Genomic DNA, 12,386 nt, shown 5'->3' with positions numbered 1-12,386 from the left:
GACTTGATCGGTCTTTCCAAGAATCACGCGGTGGCCGCCTTACATCGGTGCAACACGCCCATCAGGGCCGGGGGTTACACCACGCTATTGGACGCAACCCAAGGCGCTCGCTCAGCGAACCGGACCGGCGATCCGCTCGTCGTGACAAAAACTCGACCGGCTCAGCCGGTCGCTGGAGAACCTCCTCGATCTATCGAACTCCCTCCAGGAGTTCGGAGACACGGGCCCCACGATCTACCGGCGCCGGGCCAAACCATGAGCCTCGGCCGTCCGCTGGAGAAAGAGTCAGCAGCTCATCGACCTTGAGCAGCGACATTCCCGCTGGGGACTACTCCCCGATTCGGCAAATCGGGAGATCGACAAGATCGGCGACTTCGGACAGGCGACGGCGGGGGTCGTATCCGATGTCGCATCGGACGTCGGAAATGCCGTCTCTGATGGCGCCGAAGCAGTAGGCGACTTCGTCGAGGATGCGTGGCCATGGTGACCTTGCCCCGTCGGCCTGAAAGAATAGGACCATGACAGACGCCACCACGTCGATGCCGAGCATCGCCGAAGACGTCCAGCTGATGCTCCAGCAGAGGCCGGGACAGCTCGAACCCGACCAGATCATGCCGGGCGCCGGCGCTTTGATCGAACTCGCGCTCGAAGGACGCATCCTGACAGACCCGAAGGCCGGATTTCTAACCGAGCCCGCTGACAACGCCCGCCTGGTGGTCGTCGACGACTCGCCGACCGGGTCCGCCATGTTGGATGACGCCCTTGCAGCGGTATCTGCTCGGCGACGCCCCCCATTCGCCTACAAGGTGCTTCAGCCGGTGACTGTCGCCGTGGTGCCCCACCTCTATGTGGCACTCGTCGAGCGCGGGGTCGTACGCGAAACCGGCGGCTATCCGACCGGACGTGATCGACTCGAGATCGCTGACGAGTCTGTGTTCCTCGAGCGCAAGTCCGTTCTGGCGCGGGCGCGGACCCTGCCAGCAACGGTGTCGGATCCCCGAATCGGGGCGGTCATCGACCTGCTGCGTAACAACGGCACGTACCGTGGAGAGACGGGTCTGCTGTCGATCATCGCCGGGGACTGGTACCCGCCAGCGGCGAGGGACGTCATCTCGTCGATACTTCGCGGCGTCCGCCATATGTCCACATCGCAATGAATGCGTGACCGTACGACTTTCCACGGGAGAGGATGAACATGACCGATACCGAAACGATGACCCCCACGTCTTCGTTACCCGCGACGCAGGCGTCCCCGAATGTGGATGACATCGGTTTCTGGGTGCACGAGCTGCAGTATCTGTTCAGCATCTCGCCGGGAGACAGCGCGGATCGGCAAGGGCTTCGGTGTTCTCGGTTCTCGGGGTCGGTGTGGGCGTTCTCAACATGGCTACCGGCGTCAACGGGATGTTGGAGGCGACGTCAGCTCAGACGACAGGTGGGCTCCCGCCGATGGTGTCGCGGGAATGATCACGAGCATCGGTTCGTTCTTCCCTCCGCCCGCGGGAGAGGTATTTGCAGGTGTCGGCGCGGCCTATACCGCCGGACGCTGGGGTCGGATCGCGAAGGTCAATGAAGAGGGCGGCGACGTCATCAAAGCCATGATCGGGAGCGTCGGCGCGAACCCACGGAAGGGCGCCACCCACACCCGCGCTGACATCCTCGACGAGCTGCTCATCGACGATGTGGCGGCCCTCGGTGCGTCCCAATATCCCGGCGGGTTCCAGTCTCTAGGACCATGCCCCATGTTGCCCCACGTCAATTCGCCCAGGCGCCCATCCATACGGGTTTTGTCTAGCAGCCGGGAGACCAGTCCGACAGACCCCCGAACAAGTGTGTGAGTCGCAAAGCTAAGCGGCGGTATCGCGTTGGCGCATTGTGGCCGGTCGTGCGTGTTCCCAGTCTTCCTCGTCAGTCTCAGCGCAGATCGTCGAGACCGGTATCGCTGGCGTAGGCGGTGAGAAATACGCGCGTGGCCTCCGCTGCATGGGCCCTCATTGCGGTGGTCGTCGGGATGGCCTCGTCGCCCAGGAGCATGGCTTCGTTGACCAGCGCGGCGAGTACCAGCCAATTCAGGGTCGTGGCTGCCACTGCTGGGCTCGGTGTGCTCAGGAGTCCGCGCTGTACGAGCTTGGAGATGACGATGGCCAATGATTGGATCGATCGTTGGGGACCGTTTTCGAATAGGGCTTGGGCCAGTTCGGGGAAGCGGCTGACCTCTCCGATCACTAGGCGTCGTAGGCGGAGCAGCCTCGGTGTCATGACGATTCGCATCTCGGTGACCTGTCGAACAAGACGGTCGTCTTTACCGTGACCGACTCGAACATGGTGACGCAGACGTTCTCCGCGACGACCAACGCCAGCGGAGTGGCCAGCATCACCGTGCCGCTCGCCTCGGGCGTGTACGCGGTCAAGGCCGAGTTCGCTGGCAACGACTACTACCTGGGATCTGCGACTGCTGCCGACACGCTGGTCACCGTCCAGGCCGCCGGGGCCAAGGTGACCGGTGGCGGTTGGACATCCATCTCGACGGGCCGTACGTCATTCGGGTTCAACGTGAGCCCCGAAGCCACGGGCTTCAAGGGACAGTTCCAGTTGCGCGCCAAGGCCGACAAGGCCAAGTTGCCACGGCAACACCGCGATCAGCCTGGTCGTCTCAGGGAACACGGCGACGTGGACCGGCGGCGGGAAGTGGAACGGCACCGCGGGCTACACCTTCCAGGGGTCGGTCGTGGACAACGGGGCCTCAGGGGGGAAAAAGGGCGACACGATCAAGGTCGTGATCAGGAACCCCTCCGGTACCGTGGTCTTCACCACGGGTTCGACGCCGGTGGCCCTCAGGGGCGGCAACATCACCATCCACTGAACCGAGGAGTTGTGCGGCCAGCGACGCGGAACATGGGCGGTTCTGCGCCGACACCGTCTGACCGAAGCGTAGAGACGACCAACGCCACCGCGGTGACCTATACGGGAAGCGCGCGCAGCGCCACAGGGGTGGCGCAATAATCGCTGTCCAATCGTGGCGGGCGCCTGCCGCGGGATCCTCGGCACAACGCGTGTCCAATCTGGTCGGCGGGCTTGGTGACCGCGAGGGATGCTGCGGTTGCATAGTTGGGTGCAGATGACCCGGCACGGGTACGCCTTGTCCGCGCGGACCCGGTCTGGGCATCCTTGGAAGGCAACACGGAAACCTTCAGTTCGGCGAGCAGTCGGGGTAGCGCGGGGGAGTCCCCGGACTCGGCAACGGGGTCAGCGACAAGCCTTAGGAGCGTGGGCCAGTCGTAGCAGTGTTTAAAACGCCGGTCGCGTTCCCGGGTTTTGGTATGGGGTCTGGAAAACTGCTTGTGAGCGATTCGGATGGTCTGTTTCCCGCGACGAAGCTTGAGCATGTTGACCTGGTCGTGGATGACGGTGTTGAGGCTGGCGCTAATGTGAATAAACGGTTTTGAGTGTTCGAGCCGGCGGCGGTGATGTTGGTGCCACATCGCTGGTTGAGTGGTTGCCGCAGAATCACCTCTCTCCCTTCATCGCGGATATCGTCGAAATCCAGCTCGACCTGACGAAGGTTTACGCGTCGTATGCAAAGTCGAAGGGACAGCCGCCGTATGACCCCCGGCTGATGGTGCGTGTCCTGCTCTACGGGTGTTGCGTCGGGATCCGGTCATCGCGGGAGCTGGCACGGGTCCGCGTGGATATGGTCGCGTTTCGCTGGTTGGCCGCGCAGCAGGCCCTAGATTTTCGTTCCATTGCCTAGTTCCGGAAACGCCACCTCTCCAGCTTGGGGAACGTGTTCTTGCAGGCGTTGGAACTCTGCCGCACTGCCGGGATGGTGTCGCTCGGGCAGGTCACGTTGGACGGCACGAAGGTGTGCGCGAACGTGTCCCTGCGCAAGGCGATGAGTCACGGTCGGTTGACAGAGAAGCAGAAGGTCCTCGCCGCTGAAGTCTCCGCGCTGCTGGCTGACGCGGACGCGATCGGCGATGCCGAGAATGCGCGGTTCGGGAAAGACAAACGCGGCGATGAGTTGCCGCCGGAGCTCGCGCGGCGGAAGTCCCGCCTGGTGAAACTTGCCGAGGCGCGCGCTGCATTGGAGGCCGACGCGGCCGCTCTGGCTCGGAAGGACGCGGATAAAAAAGCCCGGGACAAGACTGTAGTGTCGGGCTATTCATGCATGGCTACGACCTATCACACGGCGAAATAATCCTGCTTGAAGGGTACGTAACCACGTCGGCGAGGGCCTTACGCGGTTGGCTATTTCGCGAGGAATGCGAGTACGTGCTGGTTCCATTCGTCCTTGTGCGAAACGGTGACCCCGTGCGGGGCGTCTGTGATCACGACGAGTTTGCTGCCGGTAATGGCCTCGTGAGTACGTTTGCCACTCACCTCGAATGGCACGATGGTGTCGGAGTCACCGTGGATGACCAGAGTCGGCACCGTGATTTTCGTAAGGTCGTCGCGGAAGTCGGTAGTGGAGAATGCGGTTACGCAGTCGAGCGTCCCCTTCGGCGATGCCAGTTGAGCGATGTCGAGATTATAGGCAATCTGCTCGGAGCTAACCTTTGGAGTGTTGACCGGGGACGGCTTGCCGGCGGTGAAGAACATCTGCAAAAATTCGTGCAGGAACGCCGGCCGGTCTCCGGTCAAGCCGTCGTGGAACCATTGAGCCAAATCGGCGTCGACGCCCCCGTCAGGGTTATCATCCGATTGCCAGAGGTAAGGCGGCACGGCGCTGGCGAAGACGAGCTTGGCGATGCGGGCGGTGCCATAGGTACTGACGTATCGGGCGAGCTCTCCACCGCCCATCGAGAATCCGACGAGGGTGACCTCCCGCAGATCGAGGGTATCGATCACGGCCTTCAGGTCGGCGGCGAACGTGTTGTAGTCGTACCCATCCCAAGGCTGTGACGACTGGCCGAACCCGCGACGGTCAAAAGTGATGACCCGGTAGCCGGCCTCGACCAGTGCGGGTACCTGCCCCTCCCAGGACCTACTACTCAGGGGCCAACCGTGGATCAGTACGACGGGCTTACCGGCTCCGACGTCTTCGTAGTGCAGTTCGACGTCGGGACCGTTGTGATCCGGGGCGGTGATGAAGGGCATGGTCTCTCCTCTTAATCGGGGCGGTTCGTTGGAGGCAATCGAAATGTGCAATTAAGACAATAGAGGTTCGCTGGGAGAACGCTGAGCTGATGAGCACAGAGGCAAACCGTGTCACCATCACCGCTCCGCGGAAGGGGCAGCTTAAAACCGTCGGCCGCCGAAACGAATTGCCTGGCGAGCCGCAGCCCTCCACGCACGGCGCACTTCCTTGCGGACGCTGCTGAAGTACGTCTTCTCAACCGACGTCAGTGCGAACACTTAGCTCTACTATCCATGGCGTCCTGGATTAAGAAGTGAGGTGTTTTTGAGAAACCCGGTTCAACCCTGTTTCCCAGGATGACAGTCTCGTGTTAGGTGTTGACCATCCGCGTTCACGGGCACCACTAGCGGACTGCAAGGGCGATATATAGAATCTCTCCATGGCAGCTGCTCCAGTGCCTGCCGGTTTGGACGGAAAAGCGTCGGACACCATGTTGGCGCTAGGCCGTTTTTTCACTCGGTGGGACCAAACAGATGATGGGCGCGCAGTGTTCCGTGAAGGCGGGCGCAAGGGCGATGTGTTCTACCGCGACCGGTGGAGCCATGACAAGGTGGTGCGTTCCACCCACGGGGTGAACTGCACGGGGTCGTGTTCGTGGAAGGTTTACGTTCGGGACGGCATTATCACTTGGGAGTCGCAGCAGACGGATTACCCGTCGGTGGGCCCCGACAGTCCGGAGTACGAGCCGCGGGGGTGCCCCCGTGGTGCGGCGTTCAGTTGGTACACCTACTCACCCACGCGGGTGCGGTATCCGTACGCCCGTGGAGTTCTCGTCGAAATGTACCGTGAGGCGAAGGTTCGTCTCCAGGACCCCGTGCTCGCTTGGGCCGACGTTGTGGACGACCCTGAACGACGTCGTTGCTACCAGCAAGCGCGAGGGAAGGGCGGGCTCGTCCGGATTCCGTGGCAGGAGGCGATCGAAATCGCCGCCGCCGCCCACGTCCACACGATCAAGAAGTACGGTCCGGATCGGTGTTCCGGGTTCTCCCCGATCCCGGCCATGTCTATGGTGTCGCACGCGGCGGGTAACCGGTTCATCCAGCTCATCGGCGGGGTGATGACGTCTTTTTACGACTGGTATGCCGACCTTCCCGTGGCCTCTCCGCAGGTGTTCGGCGACCAGACAGACGTGCCTGAATCAGGTGACTGGTGGGATTCCACCTATCTGATGATGTGGGGATCAAACGTTCCCGTGACGCGCACGCCTGACGCGCACTTTATGGCGGAGGTGCGGTATCGCGGCACAAAGGTGGTCGCGATCAGCCCCGACTATGCCGACAATACGAAGTTCGCCGACGAGTGGCTGCCCGCCCAGGCCGGCACTGACGCGGCGCTTGCGATGGCGATGGGGCACGTGATGCTCAAGGAATTCTTCGTCGACCGGCAGGTGCCCTATTTCAGCGGCTATGTGCGCCGCTACACAGATCTGCCCTTCCTTGTCCGGCTCGAGGAGCACGCTGGCGGTGGGCTGGTGCCCACGAAATTTTTGATGGCGGCTGACTTGCCCGACAAGGCGCATATTCCGGATGCTGCGTTTAAAACGGTCTTGCTTGACTCAGCCACTGGCGCTCCCGTGGTGCCCAATGGTTCCATCGGCTACCGGTACGGTGAAGCGGGTAAGGGCAAGTGGAACCTCGACCTCGAGGGTGTCGACCCGGCGTTGAGCCTTCTCGATGAGTCCGTCTCAGGCCAGCCTCCGGAGACCGCTGAGATCCGGATGCCCTGCTTCGAGGCACCCTCCGGGGAGGGGTCGATCGTGACTCGCGGCGTTCCCGTCCGGCGAGTGGCCGGGCACCTGGTAACCACGGTGTTCGACCTGATGCTCGCTCAATACGGGGTTGGGCGTCCAGGACTGCCGGGCGACTGGGCGACCGACTACGACGACGCGTCGACGCCGTACACGCCGGCCTGGCAGGAGGAGATCACGAGCGTGCCGGCCGCCGCGTGCATCCGGGTGGCGCGAGAATTTGCCCGCAACGCTGAGGAATCGAAGGGGCGGTCCATGATCATTATGGGGGCCGGTATCTGCCAGTGGTTCCACGGTGACGCCACCTACCGTGCGGTTCTCTCGCTCGTGATGCTCACCGGATGCATGGGGCGAAACGGCGGCGGATGGGCGCATTACGTCGGCCAAGAGAAAACCCGTCCGATCACGGGATGGATTTCTCTCGCTAACGCTCTGGACTGGAGTCGACCGCCGCGCACCATGATCGGTACCGGGTATTGGTACATGCACACCGACCAATGGCGCTCAGATGGGTACTCGGCCGACTCGCTCAAGTCCCCTCTCGCTGATGGGCACTTCGACGGTATGCACACCGCGGACACGATCGCGCAGTCGAACAGGCTCGGTTGGATGCCGTTCTACCCTCAGTTCGACCGCAACCCGCTTGACCTCGCCGATGAGGCGCAAGCGGCGGTGGATGCGGGGGAGGCGCCCGACGCCCCCACCTGGATCGCCGATGCCCTCAAAAGCAGGCGGCTGACCCCCGCCATCGACGATATCGACGCTCCCGAAAATTGGCCGCGCACCCTGGTGCTCTGGCGCTCCAACCTTTTCGGCTCATCTGCCAAGGGCAACGAGTACTTTTTGCGCAACCTTCTCGGCACTCACAACAACGTGATGGGTGCCGACCACATGAACGCTGCCCGACCGCGTGATGTGAAATGGCACGACGAGGCTCCGGAAGGAAAACTGGACCTGCTCGTCTCAGCTGATTTCCGGATGACGTCAACCACACTGTTGTCGGACATCGTCTTTCCGGCTGCAACTTGGTACGAAAAACACGACCTTTCCTCTACCGACATGCACCCCTTCGTGCACGCCTTCAGCCCCGCAATCGACCCACCGTGGGAGGCGAAAACCGACTTTGACACGTTTCGACTGCTCGCCGAGGAGTTTTCCCGGCAGGCGGTGACGCACCTCGGCACCCGACGGGACCTGGTCAGTGTGCCGCTGCAACACGATACGCCGGGGGAGATAGCGCAGCCGGGTGGAGTGGTGCGCGACTGGCGGAACACCGATATACCGGCGGTCCCCGGTCAAAATATGCCTGTCTTCTCGATCGTCGAACGGGACTACACCGCTATCGCGGAGAAGCTAGCCACGGTTGGACCCCTCGCGGAGGAACGCGGTTTCACCGTGAAGAACATCACCTATCGGATGGGGCACGAGATCGAGCGGCTCGCCCGAAGCAACGGGGTGATGCTCGGTGGTGCGGGGAACGGCCGCCCGGCCATCGATACCGATGCGAAGTTCGCCCAGGCCATCCTGAGCTTTTCCGGCACCACCAATGGCGAACTGGCCGTGCAGGGGTTTCGCGAACTGGAAGAGCAGACCGGCATGAAGCTCGTCGACCTTGCCGAGGGATCCGAAGAGAAGCGGGTGACCTTTGCGCAGACGCAAGCGGGGCCCGTCCCTGTCATCACTTCGCCTGAGTGGTCCGGGTCGGAGACTGGTGGGCGTCGGTATTCCCCGTTCACGATCAACGTCGAGCGGCTGAAACCCTGGCACACCCTCACCGGCCGGATGCACTTCTTCCTCGACCACGACTGGATGCGCGACCTCGGGGAGGCCCTCCCGATTTACCGACCACCGCTGGATATGCAGCGCCTGTTTGGCGAACCTCGGTTTGGCCCGAACGGAACAACCGAGATCACAGTGCGCTATCTGACTCCACACTCGAAGTGGTCGATCCACTCAGAATATCAGGACAACCTTTTTATGCTGTCTCTATCGAGGGGAGGACCGACGGCTTGGATTAGCCCCATGGATGCGGCGGCCATCTCGGTCTCTGACAATGACTGGATCGAGTGTGTCAACTTCAACGGCGTGTACGTGTGCCGCGCCGTGGTCAGCCATCGGATGCCCGCGGGAGTCGTTTACGTTTACCACGCGCAAGAGCGCACGATCGATGTACCCAAGTCGGAGGCGACGGGCCGCCGGGGCGGAATTCACAACTCGCCCACCCGCCTGCTCGTCAAACCCACCCACCTAATTGGCGGGTATGCGCAGCTGTCGTACGCCTTCAACTATCTGGGCCCAACCGGGAACCAGCGTGACATGGTCACCACAATCCGAAAGCGTTCCCAGGAGGTGCGGTACTGATGCGCGTGATGGCTCAAATGGGCATGGTGATGAACCTCGACAAATGCATCGGGTGCCACACCTGCTCGGTGACCTGCAAACAGGCGTGGACGAATCGCGCCGGAACCGAATATGTCTGGTTCAACAACGTGGAAACCCGGCCGGGGCAGGGGTACCCGCGACGCTACGAGGACCAGGAACAGTGGAAGGGCGGTTGGCAGCTAAACAAGAAGGGCCGACTTGTGCTGAAGGGGGGCGGACGCCTGAAGAAGCTTTTCGGAATCTTCGCAAGCCCCGTGCAGCCCGAGTTGAAGGATTATTACGAGCCCTGGACCTATGACTATAAAACACTGATCGACGCACCGCTGGGAGACGACTTCCCAGTGGCCCGCCCGAAATCCTTGATCACGGGCGAGGACACCAAAATCAGTTGGTCGGCGAACTGGGACGACGACCTCGGCGGCGCCCCTGAGATGGGTCACCTTGACCCCATCGTGGAGAAGGTGCGGAGGGAGTCGGAGGACAAGATTAAGTTCGCCTTTGAACAAACTTTTATGTTCTACCTTCCGCGGATCTGTGAGCACTGCCTCAACCCTTCCTGCATGGCATCGTGTCCATCCGGTGCCATCTACAAGCGCGTGGAAGACGGCATTGTGCTCGTCGATCAGGACAAGTGCCGCGGCTGGCGCCAGTGCATCACCGGCTGCCCGTACAAGAAGATCTACTTCAACCACAAAACCGGCAAAGCCGAGAAGTGCACCTTCTGTTATCCGCGGGTGGAAATTGGCCTCCCCACAGTCTGCTCCGAAACGTGTGTCGGGCGCCTCCGCTATCTCGGCTTGTTCCTCTATGACGCCGACCGCGTCACCGACGCCGCAGCGGTGACGGATGTCACCGACCTGTACGAATCGCAGATGGACGTGCTCCTCGACCCGAACGACCCCGAAGTGGCCGCTGCCGCCCTCGACCAAGGCATTCCCAGCGATTGGCTGGACGCCGCACGGAAATCGCCCGTGTACGCTCTCGCGAAGGTGTACAAGGTGGCGTTACCGCTGCACCCGGAGTATCGCACGATGCCCATGGTCTGGTACGTGCTCCCGCTGTCTCCCATTGTCGATCTCCTGAGCGAACAGGGCCACGATGCCGAAGACAACGGCAACCTCTTTGGCGCCATCGACGCGCTGCGCATTCCCGTCGAGTACCTCGCCGAACTTTTTACCGCTGGCGACACCGACAAGATCACCGAGGTTTTGCGCAAACTCGCGGCGATGCGCGCCTACATGCGCGGCATCACGATGGGACAAAAACCTGACCCGTCGATCCCCGCGGCTGTGGGGATGACGCCAGGCAACATGTATGAAATGTACAGGCTGATGGCGATCGCAAAGTACGACGAGCGCTACGTTATCCCCAAGGCGCACGTCGAGCAGGCGCATGACCTGGAGGAGATGGGCTGCTCGGTCGATTTCGAGGGCGGGCCGGGCATGTACGAAGACTCGCCGTTCGGGGAGGCGAGTGGTCGACCGACGCCCGTCGCCGTGGAGAACTTCTACGCGCTCAAAGATCGGCAGACTTCCGACACTCCCGCCGGCGAGCAGTCGCTCCGGGGCCGCGTAAACCTCCTCAACTGGGACGGCAACGGAAGCCCCGTGGGTTCTTTCTCCGAGAAACGCGACCAGCCGCGCGCTGCACCGCCGTCACCGGCTGATTTGCGCCCACCGACGGATGGCGGTGCGCTGTGAGGCGTGACCGGGCTGCAGCTCATAGCCTGGCGGTGCGGGTCTTCTACCAGGCTGCCTCGTGGTGCCTGTCGTATCCGGACGCTCAACTCGTGGGAAGGTGCGAGTTGATGCGGTCCGCACTGGCCGAACAGGGCCCGGCAGCACCTGATCTCACCGCGGTCATCGCGTACCTTGAGAACACCGCGATCGGCACCCTCCAGCGCTCCTACGTTGAGACGTTCGACCTCAGTAAGCATCATCCGCTCTACCTGTCCTATTGGACGGATGGCGACACCCGGCGCAGGGGCGACGTGCTGGCTGCGTTCAAGCAGGTGTACCGGGGGAGCGACTATCTGACCAATACGCACGGTGAGTTGCCCGACTTCTTGCCGCTGGTGCTCGAGTTCGCGGCTGTGGCCAGCCCAGTAGCAGGCCGGGACCTGCTCATCCAGTACCGGCCCAGCGTCGAAATGCTCCGGCTTTCACTCACGGAGCACGGGTCGCCGTACGCCACCGTGATGGACGGCATTTGCGCCACACTTCCAGGCCCCTCGCCCGCCGACCGGCAGGCCGTGCAAGCCATGGCCGGCGTCGGCCCCCCCGCCGAAAGTGTCGGACTTGAACCGTACGACCCGCGCCTGCTTCCTTTGAACGCGAGCTCGTGATGTGGGACGTGCTGCTCTGGGGAATTCTCCCCTATGTGATGGTGGCGATCCTGATCAGTGGAACTATCTGGCGCTACCGTTACGACCAATTCGGTTGGACCACCCGCTCGTCCCAGCTCTACGAATCCCGGCTCCTGCGCATTGGATCGCCAATATTTCATTTCGGGTTCCTCGCCGTCATCGCCGGGCATTTCTTCGGCCTGGTGATCCCGATGTCCTGGACACTCTTTTTCGGGATGAGCCAGGACTTCTATCACCTCAACGCTCTGCTGGTCGGCGGCGTTGCGGGGGTCTGCACTCTCGGTGGCATTGTGATCCTGATCTATCGGCGCCGCAAAACCGGGCCGGTCTTCATGGCCACGACCACCAACGACAAGATGATGTACATCGTGTTGACCGCCGCGATCGTCCTGGGGCTCTGGACCACCCTCGCTAGCGTTTTCAGCGGCGAGCATGGCCACAACTACCGTGAAACCGTGTCGCCCTGGTTTCGTTCGCTTTTCATTCTGCAACCAGATATCGCGGCCATGGCCGCAGCTCCGTTCTCCTTCCACATTCACACCCTCGTGGGCATGATTTTGTTCGTCGTGTGGCCCTTCACCCGGCTGGTGCACGCCTTCACCGCACCTCTGCACTACCTGTTCCGGCCCTACATCGTCTACCGGTCCAGAGATCAAGAGCCCGGGCAGATTCGGCCGGTGCGCCGCGGGTGGGCGCCCATCGGAACCCAGGATCGCACCCGGGACAAACGCTGATCGGAGGTGCGGGTAATGGGC

Annotated in this window: 10 protein-coding genes; 8 read left to right on the top strand and 2 right to left on the bottom strand. The window is 62.3% G+C overall.

What is annotated here, in order from left to right; translation table 11 throughout:
- Positions 1-518: 518 nt before the first annotated feature.
- On the top strand, positions 519-1,157 hold the full coding sequence (locus E3O54_RS12295) for a GPP34 family phosphoprotein (protein ID WP_134401692.1): 639 nt from the start codon (positions 519-521) through the stop codon (positions 1,155-1,157).
- A 757-nt stretch (positions 1,158-1,914) separates the two neighbouring features.
- Here E3O54_RS12295 and E3O54_RS12290 read toward each other — a convergent pair.
- Positions 1,915-2,271, bottom strand: a complete 357-nt coding sequence (locus tag E3O54_RS12290) for a TetR/AcrR family transcriptional regulator C-terminal domain-containing protein (RefSeq protein WP_134401691.1) — start codon at positions 2,269-2,271, stop codon at positions 1,915-1,917.
- A 36-nt stretch (positions 2,272-2,307) separates the two neighbouring features.
- On the opposite strand from E3O54_RS12290, the gene E3O54_RS12285 reads away from it, so the two are divergent.
- From E3O54_RS12285 to E3O54_RS12275, 3 genes are all read left to right on the top strand, one after another.
- Positions 2,308-3,003: an Ig-like domain-containing protein gene (locus tag E3O54_RS12285; RefSeq protein ID WP_134401690.1), complete on the top strand. Its 696-nt coding sequence runs from the start codon at positions 2,308-2,310 to the stop codon at positions 3,001-3,003.
- A gap of 439 nt (positions 3,004-3,442) precedes the next feature.
- A complete protein-coding gene (locus E3O54_RS12280; protein ID WP_134401689.1) occupies positions 3,443-3,751 on the top strand; it encodes a transposase in 309 nt (102 codons plus the stop codon).
- A 33-nt stretch (positions 3,752-3,784) separates the two neighbouring features.
- Positions 3,785-4,198: a hypothetical protein gene (locus tag E3O54_RS12275; protein ID WP_134401688.1), complete on the top strand. Its 414-nt coding sequence runs from the start codon at positions 3,785-3,787 to the stop codon at positions 4,196-4,198.
- Between the two features lie 50 nt (positions 4,199-4,248).
- On the opposite strand, the gene E3O54_RS12270 is transcribed toward E3O54_RS12275, so the two are convergent.
- Positions 4,249-5,097 (bottom strand): alpha/beta fold hydrolase, encoded by an 849-nt coding sequence (locus E3O54_RS12270; RefSeq protein ID WP_134401687.1) that lies wholly within the window; start codon positions 5,095-5,097, stop codon positions 4,249-4,251.
- A gap of 419 nt (positions 5,098-5,516) precedes the next feature.
- On the opposite strand from E3O54_RS12270, the gene E3O54_RS12265 reads away from it, so the two are divergent.
- From E3O54_RS12265 to narI, 4 genes are read left to right on the top strand one after another with little or no spacing between them, the layout of a single operon-like run.
- Entirely contained in the window at positions 5,517-9,245 is a 3,729-nt protein-coding gene (locus E3O54_RS12265; RefSeq protein ID WP_104101837.1) for a nitrate reductase subunit alpha, read from the top strand.
- Positions 9,245-10,966 (top strand): nitrate reductase subunit beta, encoded by a 1,722-nt coding sequence (gene narH / locus E3O54_RS12260; protein WP_134401686.1) that lies wholly within the window; start codon positions 9,245-9,247, stop codon positions 10,964-10,966. Before E3O54_RS12265 ends, narH begins: the two co-directional genes overlap by 1 nt.
- Positions 10,963-11,610: a nitrate reductase molybdenum cofactor assembly chaperone gene (narJ, locus tag E3O54_RS12255; protein WP_370247853.1), complete on the top strand. Its 648-nt coding sequence runs from the start codon at positions 10,963-10,965 to the stop codon at positions 11,608-11,610. The genes narH and narJ overlap by 4 nt, the downstream gene beginning before the upstream one ends.
- On the top strand, positions 11,610-12,365 hold the full coding sequence (gene narI / locus E3O54_RS12250; protein ID WP_104101842.1) for a respiratory nitrate reductase subunit gamma: 756 nt from the start codon (positions 11,610-11,612) through the stop codon (positions 12,363-12,365). Before narJ ends, narI begins: the two co-directional genes overlap by 1 nt.
- Positions 12,366-12,386 lie beyond the last annotated feature (21 nt).

This window comes from Cryobacterium sp. TMT2-4, from assembly GCF_004402575.1.
Lineage (GTDB): Bacteria > Actinomycetota > Actinomycetes > Actinomycetales > Microbacteriaceae > Cryobacterium > Cryobacterium sandaracinum.
This window is presented reverse-complemented; position numbering and strand designations above follow the sequence as displayed.

Bases quoted from the DNA above. Each gene is read 5' to 3' on its own strand.
- E3O54_RS12295 (WP_134401692.1), top strand. From the start codon at position 519: ATGACAGACGCCACCACGTCGATGCCGAGCATCGCCGAAGACGTCCAG.
- E3O54_RS12290 (WP_134401691.1), bottom strand. From the start codon at position 2,271: ATGCGAATCGTCATGACACCGAGGCTGCTCCGCCTACGACGCCTAGTG.
- E3O54_RS12270 (WP_134401687.1), bottom strand. From the start codon at position 5,097: ATGCCCTTCATCACCGCCCCGGATCACAACGGTCCCGACGTCGAACTG.
- E3O54_RS12265 (WP_104101837.1), top strand. From the start codon at position 5,517: ATGGCAGCTGCTCCAGTGCCTGCCGGTTTGGACGGAAAAGCGTCGGAC.
- narH (WP_134401686.1), top strand. From the start codon at position 9,245: ATGCGCGTGATGGCTCAAATGGGCATGGTGATGAACCTCGACAAATGC.
- narI (WP_104101842.1), top strand. From the start codon at position 11,610: ATGTGGGACGTGCTGCTCTGGGGAATTCTCCCCTATGTGATGGTGGCG.